A 14361-nucleotide genomic window follows, 5' to 3' on the forward strand; every position below is an offset into this window, starting at 1 on the left:
GGAATTGCCATGGCCCACGGTCTTACCATCACCGAAACCGCGAGCGGCGTTCGCAACATCCGCCGTTCCAGCATGGCGATCATCGGCCTGATGGCCACGTCCACCGCTGTTGTGCCCGAAAGTCAGGCCGCCATCGATGCCGCGTTCCCGCTGAACACCGCCGTTCTGGTCACCAGCGTCGATGTCGCGGCGGGCAAGGCAGGCAGCGGCGGCACGCTGAAGCGCGCGCTTGAAGCCATTGGCGATGAAGCTTCGCCCCTCGTCATCGTGGTCCGCGTGGAAGAGGGCGAAGATCAGGCCGAAACCGACGCCAATGTCATCGGCAGCACAGACGGCAACGTCTATACCGGCCTGCAAGCCCTTCTCGCGGCGGAAACCTTGGTCGGCAAACGCCCGCGCATTCTGGGCGCGCCCGGCCTCGATACGCAGGAAGTCGTGGCCGAAATGTATGTCGTGGCCAAAAAGCTTCGCAGCTTCGTCTACTTCCATGGCGACGGCGACGATGTGGCCGAAGTCGTTACCTATCGCGGCGAATTCGGCCAGCGCGAAGGCATGATCCTCTGGCCTGATAGCTCGCCCGATTTCGCCGGTGACATCGTGGCCCGCGCGCTCGGCCTGCGCGCGCGGATCGATGAAGAACAGGGTTGGCACAAGTCCATTTCCAACGTCCCGTTCTATGGGGTGACCGGGGCAACCAAGAACGTCCACTTCGATCTGATGGACAACGATACCGACGCCGGTGTCCTCAACGACGCCCAGGTCACGACGATCATCCGGGCCAGTGGCGGTTATCGGCTGTGGGGCAACCGCACCACAGCGGGCGACGATCAGCCGGAATTTTCGTTCGAAACGGCGGTGCGCACCAGCCACGCGCTACAGGACATCATCGCCACAGCGGTTCAGCCCTTTCTCGATCAGCCGATGACCGTGGGCCGTGTCAAAGACCTGCTGGAAACCATCAATGCGGAAATCCGCCAGCTGGTCAGCGAAGGCAGGCTGATGGGCGGTGAAGTGTTCTTCGATGCCGACGCCAACAGCCCGGCCCAGCTTGCCGCAGGCCGCCCCAATTTCCGCCTGCAATACACGCCGGTCGCGCCGATGGAGAACCCGCAGGTCAGCCTCGTCATCACCGATTACTACTATTCCGGCTTTGCCGACCAGATCGCCAACGCCGCCTGATCGGCCCCCTCTTCCGCCACTTCTCCCCGCTTTTGAAAAGGATCGGGCCATGGGCCTTCCCCGCAAACTGAAGAACGCCAATGCCTTCGTGGATGGCGAAAGCTACCTCGGCATCATCGGTGAATTTGAAGAACCCAAGCTGGTCATCGCCACCGATGACTGGCGCGGCGGCGGCATGCTTGGCCCGATCAAGGTCGACATGGGCCTTGAAGGCATGGAGGCCAGCCTTTCCATGGGTGGGCACGAAGCCACCTTGATCCGCAAATTCGGCACCACCCGCGTCGATGGCGTTCGCGTCCGTCTGGTCGGGGCTTATCAGGCCGACAACGGCAGCGCCGCACAAGCGGTGGAAGTCTACATCGGCGGACGCTTCACCGAAATCGATCCCGGCAAGTCAAAGGCAGGCGACAGCACCGAACAGAAATACAAGGTGCCGCTGGCCTACTATCGCCGCGTGGTGGATGGCCGCACCGAAATCGAAATCGACATGCTGCGCGGTATCTTCATCGTCGATGGCGTGGATCGTTACGCCGAAATCATGGCGATCATTTCCAACTGATCTGTCTTTCCAGCTTCGCCGGGCAGTCCTTTTGCGGGGCGCTGTCCGGCGGGGGCATGGCGGCGGTGGCGGTCCTCTCAAATCTGCCGCCCGCCACTGTCGCCAGCGCCCACCAGCCCCGCGCCAGACGAAAGCCCCGCATCATGTCAGACCAAACCACACCGCAGGCCGTCACCGGACGCACATTTGAAACCGTGGCCCTGTCCGCCCCGATCACGCGCGGCGAAACCACGATGGATACGCTCAATATCCGTCGGCCAAAGGCGGGCGAGCTTCGCGGCCTTTCGCTGCAGGACGTGATGAACACCGATATCGTGGCGATGCTGACCTTGATTCCCCGCATCAGCGAACCGCCGCTGACCCCGGATGAGGTGAACAATCTTGACCCGGCAGACTTCTCCGAAATCGCAGGAACCGTGCGCGGTTTTTTTATGACGAAGGCGGAGAAGGGAATGATCGAGGCAGTGATGTCTCAATATCAACCGAAGACCTGATGGCAGATATTGCGGCCATCTTTCATTGGTCCAAGGCCGAACTGGAAAGCCTGTCTATTTGCGAACTGGTGGAGTGGCGCGCCCGCGCGGTTGATCGCTGGAACACCATGCACGGCAACCCGGAAAGTGGCGCATGAGCAATAAGCTGAACCTGCTGGTCAACTTCATCGGCCATGACAAAATGTCGGGTGCCCTGCGCAACATCATCGGGTTGGGGCGCGATGGGTCAAAATCCATTCGCGCCCTTAATGGCGAGGCGAAAAAGCTCGAACGCGAAATGGCCAAAGTGCGGCGCGAAATCGGCAAGGGCACCGGCAACGTGACCGAACTGATGAACCGCGAACGCGATCTGGAAAACCAGCTTCGTCAGACCAACGAACAGCTAAAGCGCCAACGCCGCCTTGCCGCACTCAATGCCGATGATCGCGCCATGCGCCGGGCCGCTGGCGAATATACGTCGCGCGGGCAGGATAACCTGATCGGCGGGGCCGCCATGGGAGTGCCACTGGCCTTCGCCGCAAAACAGGCGATGGCGTTTGAATCTGCCATGGCAGACGTGCGCAAGGTGGTGAACTTCGATACGCCCAAACAGTTCGCCCAGATGGGCAATGACGTGCTCGACCTAAGCACCAAAATCCCCATGGCAGCGGGCGAAATCGCGCAGATCGTCGCCGCTGCTGGGCGCGCAAATATCCCGCGCAAGGAGCTGCTCGGCTTCGCCCAGGATGCGGCAAAAATGGGCGTGGCCTTCGACATGACCGGCGATGAAGCGGGCGGTATGATGGCCAAGTGGCGCACTGCTTTCGGCCTGTCGCAAGGCGGTGTCACCGCGCTGGCCGATCAGATCAACGCCTTGACTAACACCTACGGCGGCAACGCCACGGCGGTTTCCGGCATCGTTACTCGCATCGGCGCGCTGGGTCAGGTTGCGGGGCTTTCATCGTCTCAGGTTGGCGCCATGGCCCAGCTGCTGAACAGCGTTGGCGTGGAAGAGGAAGTCGCCGCCACCGGCATCAAGAACATGATGCTGGCGCTGACGAAGGGCACAGCTGCCACCAAGGGGCAGCAAGCCGCCCTGTCCAGCCTTGGACTTGAGGCGGGCAGCATTGCCAAGGGTATGCAAAAGGATGCGTCGGGCACAATCACCACGGTCCTGTCCAAGATCAGCAAGCTGCCCAAGGACATGCAGGCAAGCCTGTTGGGCGAACTGTTCGGCACTGAATCCGTCTCTGCCATCGCCCCGATGCTGACCAACCTTGACAAGCTGCAGACCAACTTCGCCATGGTGGGCGACAAGGCGGCCTATGCCGGTTCGATGCAAAAGGAATACCTTGCGCGCGTGGCCACCACCGAAGGCGCAACCGGGCTGGCGCTGAATGGATTGCAGGCGGTCAACATCGAACTGGGCAAATACCTTCTCCCCACCATCGTCACAGCCTCGCAGAAGATCCTTGAACTTTCCCGCTCGGTTCGCGCGTGGAGCAATGCGCATCCGCAGCTTTCATCCGCCTTGGTGCAGGGTTTTGCCTATCTCGTCGCTTTTCGCGTTGGGCTGGGCGCGTTGCAGGTGACGTTCGGGACACTGCTCGGCCCCTTCGCCGCCGCACTGAAGTTCTTCCGAATGCACAGCGGCATCATCATGATGAGCAAAACGCTGGGTCAGTTCGTCAATGTCGGCATCCGGGCGGGCGGCATGGCGGTCCGCGTCTTCGGCGTCATGCGCACCGCCGCCCTGTTCCTTGCTCAAGGTGTCATGCGCGCCGGGGCTATGATGCTCGCCAATCCGATGGTCCTCGCTATCGTGGCCATTGGCGTTGCCATCGGTGTGTTGGCCTATCTCGTCTACACCAACTGGTCGAAGATCAAGACAGCGTTCGCCACGGGATGGCAGTGGGTGAAGGACACCCTATCCGCCGCACCGCAATGGCTGCGCAGCCTCGGCTCGTCCATGATGCAGGGCCTGCTTTCGATGATCGACCCGTTCGGCCTGCGAAATCGCCTGCTGGATGTCGCGCGAAACGGCATCGCCGCTTTCAAGAACTTCTTCGGCATCAAGTCGCCCTCGCGCCTGCTGATGCAGATGGGCGGGCATCTGACCACCGGCCTTGCCAAAGGCATCGATCAGGGCCGCAACGCCCCGCTCCATTCGATGTCGCGCATGGCGTCGGGTGTGGCCAAGGCCGGTGCCGTCTCGCTTTCACCCATTTCCCCGGCCTCTCGCCCCGTCACGCAAGGCGGCGCGCTGGGTGGCGGCCTAAGCCCCATCATTGTGCAGGTCTATGGCGCGCAGGGGCAAAGCGTGGATGATCTGGCAAACGCCGTGATCCGCAAGCTGGAACAGGTCAAAGGCGTCCGCGCGCGCAGTTCTTACGAGGGCGACCGCTAATGGCTTCACTGCCATCCGTGATCGCGGGCACCACCCTGTCACCCGCACACCTGCTTTCGCTGGGCATGTTCATCTTCGGCATGGACACCATGGCCTATTCCGACCTGGTGCGCCGCACCACATGGCGGCACGGATCGACCGAACGGTTCATGGCCCGCCCGGCCAGCCAGTTCCTTGGCCCCGGCGAAGACAGCATTACCTTGTCCGGGCGGCTCATGCCCGAAGTGGCGGGGCAGTTTGCCGCAATCGAGGTTATCAAGGCCATGGCTGACACCGGCGAGGATTACCCGCTGGTCGATGGGCTGGGCCGCGTGCTGGGCCACTATCGCATCGTCGGGCTGGAAGAACGGCAGGTGGCCATCATGGGCGGTGGCCTGCCGCGCGGGGTGGACTTCAACCTTGATCTGGAACGGGCGGACTGACCATGGCCGCGAACATTGCAGGCATGAAGCTACTGTTGGACGATGGAACCGATCTGGCGGCCAAGATCGACCCGCGCTTCATCGAACTGACCCTGACTGAAAAGCGCGGCGGCGAAGCTGATGAACTATCGCTCACCCTGCAAAACCACGATGGGCGGCTGATCGCTCCTGAAACTGGACGCATCCTTACTCTCTCGCTGGGCTGGCGTTCGGGCGGCACGTCAACCGGTCTGGTCGGCAAAGGCCGGTTCAAGGTGGACGAGGTGGAAGAAAGCGGCCCGCCCGATATCATCACCATCCGCGCGCGCTCGGCTGATCTGGCAGGCGATTACCGCAAGCGCCGAACGCAAGTCTGGCGCGATACCACCGTCGGCGCGCTGCTGTCCGCCATCGCCGCGCGCAACGGCATTGCGGCCAAGGTTCACCCCGATCTGGCAGGCCTCGCGATCGAAGTGCTGGACCAGCACGGCAAAAGCGACATGGCCATGGTCAAGGATCTGGGAAGCCGGTTCGATGCCGTGGCCACATGGAAAGACCGTGCACTGCTGTTCATGCCGGTCGGGGCCAGCACCACCGCCAGCGGCGCGGCCATTCCAACCCTGACGCTGACCCGCCGCGACGGTGGCACATGGCGATTCACCCGCGCGGATCGTGATGAACACAATGGCGCAGAGGCGGAATGGCATGACAAGGCGCAGGGCAAACGCCAGAAGGTGACCAGCGGCGGCACCAACCGCAAAAGGCTGAAGCGCGTCTATGCGAGCCAAGCCGAGGCCGATCAGGCGGCAAGGGCCGCAGCAAACAAAGGCAAGCGTGGCGCAATCAAGTTCGAATACGCCCTTGCCCAAGCCGACATGCAGATACAGCCGAACGCCCGCGCCAAAATGCTGGGTTGGAATGCGCGGGTCGATGCGGCGATCTGGCTGGTAGAGAGTGTGGAAACGTCGCTCGGCGCCGGTGGGTTGCAGCAGAAGGTCACGCTGGAGAGCGCTTAGTTATACACGCTTTCCCCGATGTCATTCAGAAGCGGTTCGATCAGGTCTAACGTCAACGGCCATAGCCGTATCGCGTCTCGATAATTTCGGCTCGCAATCAAGTAAACCAGTAGGATCGAAGGCTGTGCAAAGATTGGGTTTTTCGATTCTAGATGAGAGCGGATGAGTTCTGGGAGGAACGGCTTGGCTTCGATCAGGTCTTTTACCGCTGCCGTATACTCGGCTTGCCCATCGTATTCTTCTTCGTATGCGCCAGCGAGCAAGCCTTCAAGCCCCGAAGGCTTAGGCTCAAGGCCTAAGGCATGACGATAGACTTCGCTGGCAGCTCGCGTGATATCCCGGACTGAGGCAAGTGCCTCTTTCACGTCACGATCAACCCGCTCAAAATAATCATTGGTCGCCTCCAGCAGCGCCATGCTTTTCGCAGCATTGCGTCGCATGACATGCGTAGCTTGGATCTGTGGCTTGTAGATCGTGTCATGGGTTAGTTCGCTGTAGGCGTGCTGCAGGATGGTCTTTATTTGCACCTCACACGGCGTGTCAGCCGGAATGCGGACGTCGTTGATTGTAATGTCCACCGATGGCCTGACCACATAATGGACGGCTGCGTAATCAAACTCAATTGGCCTTGCTGCCTGCTCTTCTTCATGATCGCGATCCCGCGAAAAAACGAAACGTGGCAACCCGGTGAGAGCTTGTTCGACCAATCGGATGTCTGTGCCCAAAAGCACCACAAATCTGATGCCCACTTTATCCGTTATGTCGGAATAAGGATCAGCGTAATTTTTGCCCGGTCGATAGAATGCCTTTTCGATAAGCTTGTGGCTTTCCTTCGTCCGGGGGTGAACAGGAACCTTCAGGAAATAGTCAACATCTACTGCAATGAGCGGTCGCAAAGCGGCCTTCAGGCTGTCGGCAATAAAATTGCCCCATGCCTGATACGCAGGTTTCTCCTTCGCCCAGCGCTCCAAGAACTCTGCTTCTCGGGTCATTCCTGAGATTCTATTCCGCCCTTAATGGTAATCAACGTTGCAACTCTACCATTCTCAGTGTGTATTGATTCTATCTCGACCAAGTCAGCAAAGGCGTCTGGCGGGCCAACCAGCGTAAGGCGGCGGTCAAATCGAACACGCCGCTGCCGAAGGGAGCCTAATACCTCCGACAAATCCTTATCTATGGCCCGCGTCGGAAATTTCTGACCGCGCATGAAGTTTGTATAATTGTCAGTCATATCGGGAGGCATGTAGTCATCCGCGAACTGCTGAACCTGAATGGTAGGCCTTTGGTCGACCTTTAGGTATGTATACAAACCATTGTACAAGTCCGTCTTTAGCTCGACTGGGGCATCAGATGATCGAATGAAATCCTTAGTTTTTTCAAAAAATTGTCTAATCTGGTGCGCGCTGTTTTCCGGAATATTGAGACCAAGAAATCCGCTGTAAAAATAGTTTGCGGCTCCGTCTCGGCGCGACGACGTGAGAAGTTGGTCGTAGAGATACGGCGTCCATTGTTGAGGAAAGTTGAGCGCTCCGTCCGGATCATCAAAAATAAACAGGCCGATTTTGTAGAGCTTGGTCCCTTTGCTCAAAAAGAGATTGTTGACGAACACGGCCTGCAAGTCGTCTAATTTTTGGAGGCCTTCGTGTAGCTCTGCTTTCATGACACCAAAGTAACGCTTCGCAGGGTGGCCAACGGTTCCTTCGAATACCACGACCAGTCCGCCGGGAATGCGCTGAGAGTTTTGCGCTGTGGCAAGGTTGTCCGCGAAAAGGCGCGAGACTTGCACGAAGCCTTCGTTGTCAGATTCCATAAGTGAGGAGCCAATCTGAACAGCTGACCCATCTGCAGCGTCTCGGATTGCCATTTCCATCGAATGTCCATCACTCTTGAAAGCCGAAAGGACGCGGCTTCGGAACGTAGCCAGTGCCGGTCCCCCCAATTGAAATAGCCCAGGGGCATATTGAGGCGGAACAACATTTCCGTCTTCACCACGCGGATAAACCTCATGAAGACAAATTCTGCTCACCGTAAGGTTCTCGAAGGTCATCTGCTTCCCCCGTCAATCCGGCCAATCCGCGTCCGGCTCAAAGTCAAAATCCGGGTCCGCGCCTTCCGCCAGTTCGGGGCGCGGGCGGATCGGTTGAGCGGCCAGATCTACCACCGGCAATTCGCCATCAAAAGCGACGCGGATCACACAACCGTAAGGTGCAGCCTGTTGAAATACGGCGCGAAGTTCGTGGCCTGAGCGGATCAGCGCTCCTATGCGCCCGCATCGTTCGGCGGTGACATAGCCGATCTGGATGCCGCGTTCCGATAATACGGCAACGGCGCTGCTGTCTGCCTTGTTCTTGGGGTCCGGCACCAGTTCAATCGGGTCGCCCGGCCTGCACAGCGCAATTTCAAACCGCCGGTTGCTGCGCGCCTTGTCTTCGTTGTCGTAGTCTGCCCCCACCACTGCCAGCGAAAGCGCTGGCAGGGTCATAGGCCGGACATCTTGCGCACCACGGCCACCACTTTGCCAATGACATGCAGTTCGCCGTCATAGGCCATTTCAGATTCCACCAGCGGGTTGTCTGATTTAATCTTCACCCCACCATTCGGCATAGGCAGCAGGCGTTTGATGACACCGGTCTGGCCATAGGCCGCCGCCCAGATCTGGTCACCCATGGTTAGCCGGGTATCTGACGTGTCGATGATGACAATGTCGGCGTTCTGGATCGTGGGTGCCATCGAATCCCCGATGCCCTGCGCAATGAAAATCTGCGACGGCGGTGCTTGGGTGAACAGGCGCAACCACCCACGGGTAAACCGGCGCGGCTTCTTCTTCACCGGCAGTTCCAGATAGCCGCCACCGCCCATGCCGAAGGCAAGGTCGATTTCCATGACGTCGACCAGTTCGTCGTCTTCGTCTTGGCTTTCGGAGATCGGAACATGAGACGTAACTAGCGCGGTTGGTTTGGCTTCCAGTTGTTCGGGTTTCAACAGGCGTTTGTCGCTTCGCCCCGCGCGTATTAGCGCGAGGTCGTCCTCGCTAATGTCTTCACCATCGGCATCAAACATTTCGATCATTTGATCAGAAGTGCCGACCAGCCAATCAAGGTTCACGGCAAGGAACGTGGCGATGGCCGGAAGCAACCTAGACCGCCGCGTCATTCCCGTCAGGATCTGGCTGATAGCGCCCTGCGTAGCGCCTACTGCGTCCGCTAGGTCTTCCTGCGTCGTGCCAGTCTCTAGCATGCGATCTCGCAATCGAGTCGCTGTCAGGGGAAGTTTCATTGCCACAGCGGCGGGGTCTAACGCATCCATTTCCAGCATTAGCATTAGTTTCCTATTGACGAGCTAATATGGCACTAATATGCACTAATGCATGATTAGCACGCCGACCCGATTTGAAGCCCTGAAGCTGGTGATCGACGCTTACGTGACGCAGGAGGCTGCGGCTGAAGCGTTTGGTGTCTGCCAGTCCACCGTCAGCCGATGGCTCTCGCAATCTAAACGCCTCCCGGCAGAGTATGTTCTGAAGGCGGAAGCTGACACAGGCGTTCCGCGTCACTTTCTCCGCCCTGATATCTATCCGCCGCAGGCCCACGCTTCGCACTCCCGCTGGCTGGGCATCGACATGGCCGCTACCGGTTCCGATGTGGCGGTAGTATCGGCCATTACCCCGCGCCGAAACGGCAATCGGATCAAGGTTTTGGACAAGTCTTCCAGTCGGAGGGCAGTCGGATGACCAAGCTGCGCCGCCCGCTCACGCCCTACCGCGCCTTGTCCCGCATTGCTGATCTGCTGGGCTGGGATGGCTGCGGCGATGTGATCGGCAAATCCGAATGGTCGGTCCGTAAATTCTCCGATCCCGACACCGGGCGGGAAATCAGCTTGCAGGACGCCATCCGCCTTGATGCCGCCTATCAGCGCGCGGGCGGCACGGGTGCCCCGCTGCTGGAATGCTATTCCGCCCGGCTTGAACTGGAACTGGCCGACGATGCCGACCGCCAGCGCTGCCTGATCGACGCCACGTCACGCGCGGCAAAGGAAGTGGGCGAAGCCATCGCCGCCACGCTCGATGCGGCAAGCCGCGCCAACGATCCTGCCGCCCACCTGCGCGCGGTGACAGAAGCAAAAGAGGGGCTGGAATCCATGCAGGCGCTGGTCACCAATCTGGAACGGGGAAATATCCATGAGCGGTGAAGGCACCCTTCCTGCGCGTCCGCTGCTTTACGCGCCCATGATGATGAAGACGCGATCCGGTGGCACCCGTGCGCGCGATGCGGCTTTTGTCATTTGCCCGAAATGTGACGAAGGCTGTGTCATTCGCCGGTCAGCGCGAGTGAGCGAGACGGTCAAGCACCTTGATGCCATCTGCTCCAATCCCGGTTGCGGCCATACCTTCGCCGCGCAGGTGGTGTTCGTGCACAGTTACAGCCCCGGTCTGATCGACCGGCCCGATCTGCATCTGCCCATCTGCCCGCCGCAATACGCACCGTCGATTACCGCTCGCCGCGCCGATGCGGATGAAGATGACGGGCAGATCAGCATGTTCTCCGGCTGATCCGCCGCACCCAACGCACCCGAATTTCTGAAATTTCTAACGCCCGCGCTGCGGGCGAGGGGGAAACTTTGCCTGCAACAACCACCCATATCCCGGCGGTGACCTTCAATGGCCCAAGCCTGCCCGCCCGCCACAAACGCGACGAACAGGCCCACCGCATCAGCTTCGACAAGGCCCTGCGCATGGTCCTGCCGCGCCTGACCCGGCGCCAGCGCTGGTTCCTTGCCGCTGTGGCCGGAATGCGCGCCCACGATTCCTTCGACGTGGCGATGATTGAATTGCTGGAAGCACCGGGCTGGGAACGCAACGGGCTGGTCCATTTCGCGGACAGCGGATGGAAACGCCGCGTCGGTCGCACCCGCCAGCACAGCAGCAGCTACCGCCTTACCGACCTTGGCCGAATGTTCGTCATGTCCGCCGCCCGCCTGATCCCCCTAACCCAAGAGGGTGCGCGCCGGTGATCCTTGAAGCCGAAATCCTTAAAGGCCTGCAGGCACAGTTCCAGTTCCGCAAAACCAAGGGACAATGGCTGCAAGAGGGCAAGTGCCCCCAGTGCGGGCGGCGCGAAGCCTTTTGCGCTGCCAAAGACCCCAAGGTGGTTCGTTGTGGTCGCGCCGATAATTGCGGGTGGACCGAAAGCGTTCGCAGCATCCTGCCCGACCTGTTCGAAGACTGGTCTAAGCGGTTCCCCGAAACCGACGAAAACCCCACCGCCACGGCGGACGCCTATCTTAGCTGCGAACGGCACCTTGATCTGCGGCTTTTGCGCGGGGCCTATACCCAAGAAGTTTTCCGCTGCCCCAAAACGCATCTCACCTCGGCTTCTATCAGGTTCAAGGTGGGCGACACCTATTGGGAACGCCTGATTGACCGGGTGAACCGGTTTGAAAAGAAAGCCCATTTCAAAGCGGGCGGAAGCTACAGGGGGCATTGCTGGATACCGCCCCGCCTGACGATGGAAGACATTGCGCGGGCCGACGATATCCTGTTTGCCGAAGGCGTTTTTGATGCAACGGCCCTGTGTCAGGTAAAGCGCGTGGCCGTTTCGGCCATGTCTACCAACAACTGGCCCGAACACTTCCTTGCCGATCTGCGCGCGGAACTGGAACGTATCGGGCGCACCACGCGGCCCCGCTTGATTTTCGCCTTCGATGTGGGCGATGCCGGTACAAAGGCGACCCGTAAATTCGTGAAGCAGGCCCGCGCCGAAGGCTGGGAAGCCACGGCCATGCAGGTGCGCCCCGATGGCGAAGGCACCAAGAAGGACTGGAACGACCTTCTCATCGAACATCTGGACTGGAACGGCGATGCGGAAAAGGCACCGCTCGGCCCCAAGGCGTTCGATGAATTCCTTTACAACGGCAAGATCACCATTGCCGAAACCGCCTATGACAAGGCGAAGCTGATCGTTGATCGCAAGCTGGCCACCGCCCGGTCGGTCGCGGGCTTCGATTTCCGATTCAGGAACCGCATCTGGTGGTGCCGCGTCCGGGTTGAAAAGGACGAACACGGCGAAGGCCAGCGGCAGATTGAAATCGAAGAGATTTCGAACTGCGCTTTCCGCCTGCTTTACCGCGAACGCGATGAAGTGGCCGACGAATCCAACTTCTTCCTTCAGGTCGATTTTCCAACCGCCCAGCCCACCGTCAAGGCCCGGTTCTCATCCGCTGCCTGCGCCAACAGCGGCGAATTCAAAAAGCGGCTGATGGCCTTTGCCGGGACGTGGCGCGGCACGGGCGAACAGCTCGACCGCATCATCGCCGCCCAGACGCAGGATTTGAAGGTGGTCGAACCGATCAGCTTCACCGGATATTCCCGGCCCCACCGAACGTGGGTGCTGGGCGATATCGCTGTCCGCGAAGGGCGCACGATCAGCGTCAACAAGGAAAGCTATTTCAACCTGGGCAAGCAGGCCGTGAAGCTGCGCAGCCCCGAACGCATGCTGGATATCGCCTACGATCCCGACCGCATCCGGTTTGAATGGGTGCCGGAATTGTGGACGGCCTATGGCCCCAAGGGCTTTGTCGCGCTGGCGTTCTTCACCATGTCCCTTTTTGCGGTGCAGATCCGGGAAAAGCACAAGTCGCTGGGCTTTCTCGAAATCACCGGCATGCCGGGGTCCGGCAAATCCACCATGGTTGAATTCCTGTGGAAGCTGCTGGGCCGCGCCGATTACGAAGGCGACGATCCGAACAAGGGCACTGTCGCCTTTCTGGCGCGCACCCTGATGAAGGCGTCCAATCTTCCGGTCGGCCTGATCGAAGGCAGGCGCGACGACGACAAGCGCACTGGCAAGGCCCAGTTCGATTACAACGAACTGCTGGTTCTTTATAACGGACGCAGCCCGCGCGGCACCGGCCAGAAAACCGGCGGCTTCGAAACCATATCGCCACCGTTCCTCGGCTCCATCTACCTGATGCAGAACGAACGGATCGACGCGATCCCGGCGGTTCTCGAACGCCTGATGTCGATGTCGATCGACAAGTCGCGCTGGAACGACGCCACCAAGCTCGCTGCCGTCCGCCTTGAACAATGGCCGATTGAGGACGTTTCCGGCACCATCGTTCACGTCATCCGCAAGGAAGCGGATTATCTGCCGTTCTTCTTTGATCGCTACAGCCATCACGATGGCGACATGGGCAAGCGGGTGCAGGGCCTGCACAACGCCCGTCCGATCAAGTGCCACAGCCAGCTTGCCGCCGCCGTCGAAGCGCTGCCCGAGCTGTTTCCCGGCATCCGCCCCGAATGGATCGTGGAATCCCTGCAACAGGTCGATGCCATGGCGCTCGACCGGCAGGAAAGCGCAGGCGGCGATCATCCGCTTGTGGCCGACTTCTGGGAAAAGGTTGATTACCTCATCAGCCGCGAAGACCCGACAGCGCACGAAGAAGGCAAAAGCATCAATCAGTCGCGCAGCCCTGACCGGCTGATGGCGGTCAACCTGCCCCAGTTCGAAAGCCGCTGTCACCACGCTGGGCTTCGCCTGCCCAACATGGACGTGCTGAAAAAGGTTCTGCGCGGCAGTCATTCCCGCAAATGGCTGGCGAACAAGAACGTCAACGCCCCCGGCAACCGCTCTGTGCCATGCTGGGTCTTCGAACAGCCCGCCAAGCCGGAACGGATCGTCTGATGGGCGCGGTGATCGACTTCAACGCCGCGCGTGGCGTCCGCGTCTGGCAGGGCATCGAAACCTGTGATCCGCCGTTCGGCCTCTACGATTATGCCGATCATCTGGCGATGGCAGAGCGCATGCTGGCCGCGCGCGAAAAGCGCTTCCCCGCCATGGTCAGCGCCGGAAAGCTGGAAGCCGAACAGGCAGAGGCCGAACTCGCCACCTTCCGCGCCATCGTCGCGGACTGGCGCTGGATCTGCACCGGCCAAGGCAAACCGGCCCCGCTGGCAACGCTCGCCCTTCGCTGCGCCGCGCTCGATGCCAGCCTGCGCACCATTGCCGAAATCGCCCGCGATGAAGGCGGCTTTTCACCCGAACTGGCGGCGCAGGCCGACAGCGTAATCGCCATGCTCTGGCACCTCGAACCGGGCCGCCGAACCCATGCGCTTGCCCGCATCACCCACGAAATCCGCGCCGATCTGCGCACCCAACAGGAGGCCACCCATGCCGTCTGATCTGCATCCCATGGAATGCCATTGCCGCGAATGCACCCCGCCTTTCCGTGCCGAACGCGGCACCGGGCGCACCGCGCTTTTCGTCGCCCTGCTGGCCGTCACCGGCTGCGCCGCGATCCTCTCCCTCGCCTTTTGAACCGGAGCCTTGCC

At 60.3% G+C, this 14361-nt stretch carries 18 protein-coding genes; 14 read left to right on the plus strand and 4 right to left on the minus strand.

Going from position 1 to position 14361, the window contains the following annotated elements:
- The first annotated feature begins 9 nt into the window (after window positions 1–9).
- Genes OVA07_RS14055 through OVA07_RS14085 form a run of 7 tightly spaced genes read left to right on the plus strand, consistent with a single transcriptional unit; the run spans window position 10 to window position 6035 of the window.
- Window positions 10–1179: a phage tail sheath subtilisin-like domain-containing protein gene (locus OVA07_RS14055; protein WP_268172098.1), complete on the plus strand. Its 1170-nt coding sequence runs from the start codon at window positions 10–12 to the stop codon at window positions 1177–1179.
- Window positions 1180–1228: 49 nt separating this feature from the next.
- Window positions 1229–1738: a phage major tail tube protein gene (locus tag OVA07_RS14060; protein ID WP_268172099.1), complete on the plus strand. Its 510-nt coding sequence runs from the start codon at window positions 1229–1231 to the stop codon at window positions 1736–1738.
- A gap of 56 nt (window positions 1739–1794) precedes the next feature.
- A complete protein-coding gene (locus tag OVA07_RS14065; RefSeq protein ID WP_268172100.1) occupies window positions 1795–2232 on the plus strand; it encodes a phage tail assembly protein in 438 nt (145 codons plus the stop codon).
- Window positions 2232–2369, plus strand: a complete 138-nt coding sequence (locus OVA07_RS14070) for a GpE family phage tail protein (RefSeq protein WP_268172101.1) — start codon at window positions 2232–2234, stop codon at window positions 2367–2369. Before OVA07_RS14065 ends, OVA07_RS14070 begins: the two co-directional genes overlap by 1 nt.
- Window positions 2366–4618 carry a phage tail tape measure protein gene (locus OVA07_RS14075; protein ID WP_268172102.1) on the plus strand — a complete coding sequence of 751 codons (2253 nt, stop codon included), beginning with the start codon at window positions 2366–2368 and terminating at the stop codon, window positions 4616–4618. The genes OVA07_RS14070 and OVA07_RS14075 overlap by 4 nt, the downstream gene beginning before the upstream one ends.
- Complete coding sequence (locus tag OVA07_RS14080; RefSeq protein ID WP_268172103.1) at window positions 4618–5040, plus strand: phage tail protein; 423 nt, start codon at window positions 4618–4620, stop codon at window positions 5038–5040. The genes OVA07_RS14075 and OVA07_RS14080 overlap by 1 nt, the downstream gene beginning before the upstream one ends.
- Before the next feature lie 2 nt (window positions 5041–5042).
- Window positions 5043–6035 carry a contractile injection system protein, VgrG/Pvc8 family gene (locus OVA07_RS14085; protein ID WP_268172104.1) on the plus strand — a complete coding sequence of 331 codons (993 nt, stop codon included), beginning with the start codon at window positions 5043–5045 and terminating at the stop codon, window positions 6033–6035.
- Here OVA07_RS14085 and OVA07_RS14090 read toward each other — a convergent pair.
- The 4 genes from OVA07_RS14090 to OVA07_RS14105 are packed head-to-tail and all read right to left on the minus strand — an operon-like array spanning window position 6032 to window position 9350.
- Window positions 6032–7027 carry a GTP pyrophosphokinase gene (locus OVA07_RS14090; RefSeq protein WP_268172105.1) on the minus strand — a complete coding sequence of 332 codons (996 nt, stop codon included), beginning with the start codon at window positions 7025–7027 and terminating at the stop codon, window positions 6032–6034. The two genes, OVA07_RS14085 and OVA07_RS14090, sit on opposite strands and share 4 nt — an antisense overlap.
- Window positions 7024–8082, minus strand: a complete 1059-nt coding sequence (locus OVA07_RS14095; protein ID WP_268172106.1) for a nucleoid-associated protein — start codon at window positions 8080–8082, stop codon at window positions 7024–7026. Before OVA07_RS14095 ends, OVA07_RS14090 begins: the two co-directional genes overlap by 4 nt.
- A 12-nt stretch (window positions 8083–8094) precedes the next feature.
- Entirely contained in the window at window positions 8095–8517 is a 423-nt protein-coding gene (locus tag OVA07_RS14100; protein ID WP_268172107.1) for an HIRAN domain-containing protein, read from the minus strand.
- Window positions 8514–9350 carry an XRE family transcriptional regulator gene (locus tag OVA07_RS14105; protein WP_268172108.1) on the minus strand — a complete coding sequence of 279 codons (837 nt, stop codon included), beginning with the start codon at window positions 9348–9350 and terminating at the stop codon, window positions 8514–8516. The genes OVA07_RS14100 and OVA07_RS14105 overlap by 4 nt, the downstream gene beginning before the upstream one ends.
- Before the next feature lie 52 nt (window positions 9351–9402).
- Between OVA07_RS14105 and OVA07_RS14110 the strand changes: the two genes are divergently transcribed.
- The 7 genes from OVA07_RS14110 to OVA07_RS14140 all read left to right on the plus strand — a co-directional run bounded on the left by OVA07_RS14110 (window position 9403) and on the right by OVA07_RS14140 (window position 14347).
- Complete coding sequence (locus tag OVA07_RS14110) at window positions 9403–9765, plus strand: transcriptional regulator (RefSeq protein ID WP_268172109.1); 363 nt, start codon at window positions 9403–9405, stop codon at window positions 9763–9765.
- Complete coding sequence (locus tag OVA07_RS14115; RefSeq protein WP_268172111.1) at window positions 9762–10223, plus strand: hypothetical protein; 462 nt, start codon at window positions 9762–9764, stop codon at window positions 10221–10223. Before OVA07_RS14110 ends, OVA07_RS14115 begins: the two co-directional genes overlap by 4 nt.
- Window positions 10213–10584 carry an ogr/Delta-like zinc finger family protein gene (locus OVA07_RS14120; RefSeq protein ID WP_268172113.1) on the plus strand — a complete coding sequence of 124 codons (372 nt, stop codon included), beginning with the start codon at window positions 10213–10215 and terminating at the stop codon, window positions 10582–10584. Before OVA07_RS14115 ends, OVA07_RS14120 begins: the two co-directional genes overlap by 11 nt.
- A 68-nt stretch (window positions 10585–10652) precedes the next feature.
- On the plus strand, window positions 10653–11045 hold the full coding sequence (locus tag OVA07_RS14125) for a hypothetical protein (RefSeq protein WP_268172114.1): 393 nt from the start codon (window positions 10653–10655) through the stop codon (window positions 11043–11045).
- Window positions 11042–13714, plus strand: coding sequence for a toprim domain-containing protein (locus OVA07_RS14130; protein ID WP_268172115.1), 2673 nt, complete (start codon window positions 11042–11044; stop codon window positions 13712–13714). The genes OVA07_RS14125 and OVA07_RS14130 overlap by 4 nt, the downstream gene beginning before the upstream one ends.
- Entirely contained in the window at window positions 13714–14211 is a 498-nt protein-coding gene (locus OVA07_RS14135; RefSeq protein ID WP_268172116.1) for a hypothetical protein, read from the plus strand. The genes OVA07_RS14130 and OVA07_RS14135 overlap by 1 nt, the downstream gene beginning before the upstream one ends.
- Complete coding sequence (locus OVA07_RS14140) at window positions 14201–14347, plus strand: hypothetical protein (protein ID WP_268172117.1); 147 nt, start codon at window positions 14201–14203, stop codon at window positions 14345–14347. The genes OVA07_RS14135 and OVA07_RS14140 overlap by 11 nt, the downstream gene beginning before the upstream one ends.
- Window positions 14348–14361: the final 14 nt, after the last annotated feature.

Origin of the sequence: Novosphingobium sp. SL115 (assembly GCF_026672515.1) — a bacterium.
Lineage (GTDB): Bacteria > Pseudomonadota > Alphaproteobacteria > Sphingomonadales > Sphingomonadaceae > Novosphingobium.

Bases quoted from the DNA above. Each gene is read 5' to 3' on its own strand.
- OVA07_RS14095 (WP_268172106.1), bottom strand. From the start codon at position 8,082: ATGACCTTCGAGAACCTTACGGTGAGCAGAATTTGTCTTCATGAGGTT.
- OVA07_RS14080 (WP_268172103.1), top strand. From the start codon at position 4,618: ATGGCTTCACTGCCATCCGTGATCGCGGGCACCACCCTGTCACCCGCA.
- OVA07_RS14135 (WP_268172116.1), top strand. From the start codon at position 13,714: ATGGGCGCGGTGATCGACTTCAACGCCGCGCGTGGCGTCCGCGTCTGG.
- OVA07_RS14065 (WP_268172100.1), top strand. From the start codon at position 1,795: ATGGCGGCGGTGGCGGTCCTCTCAAATCTGCCGCCCGCCACTGTCGCC.
- OVA07_RS14055 (WP_268172098.1), top strand. From the start codon at position 10: ATGGCCCACGGTCTTACCATCACCGAAACCGCGAGCGGCGTTCGCAAC.
- OVA07_RS14090 (WP_268172105.1), bottom strand. From the start codon at position 7,027: ATGACCCGAGAAGCAGAGTTCTTGGAGCGCTGGGCGAAGGAGAAACCT.
- OVA07_RS14115 (WP_268172111.1), top strand. From the start codon at position 9,762: ATGACCAAGCTGCGCCGCCCGCTCACGCCCTACCGCGCCTTGTCCCGC.
- OVA07_RS14120 (WP_268172113.1), top strand. From the start codon at position 10,213: ATGAGCGGTGAAGGCACCCTTCCTGCGCGTCCGCTGCTTTACGCGCCC.
- OVA07_RS14105 (WP_268172108.1), bottom strand. From the start codon at position 9,350: ATGCTGGAAATGGATGCGTTAGACCCCGCCGCTGTGGCAATGAAACTT.
- OVA07_RS14085 (WP_268172104.1), top strand. From the start codon at position 5,043: ATGGCCGCGAACATTGCAGGCATGAAGCTACTGTTGGACGATGGAACC.
- OVA07_RS14100 (WP_268172107.1), bottom strand. From the start codon at position 8,517: ATGACCCTGCCAGCGCTTTCGCTGGCAGTGGTGGGGGCAGACTACGAC.
- OVA07_RS14140 (WP_268172117.1), top strand. From the start codon at position 14,201: ATGCCGTCTGATCTGCATCCCATGGAATGCCATTGCCGCGAATGCACC.
- OVA07_RS14070 (WP_268172101.1), top strand. From the start codon at position 2,232: ATGGCAGATATTGCGGCCATCTTTCATTGGTCCAAGGCCGAACTGGAA.
- OVA07_RS14110 (WP_268172109.1), top strand. From the start codon at position 9,403: ATGATTAGCACGCCGACCCGATTTGAAGCCCTGAAGCTGGTGATCGAC.
- OVA07_RS14075 (WP_268172102.1), top strand. From the start codon at position 2,366: ATGAGCAATAAGCTGAACCTGCTGGTCAACTTCATCGGCCATGACAAA.
- OVA07_RS14060 (WP_268172099.1), top strand. From the start codon at position 1,229: ATGGGCCTTCCCCGCAAACTGAAGAACGCCAATGCCTTCGTGGATGGC.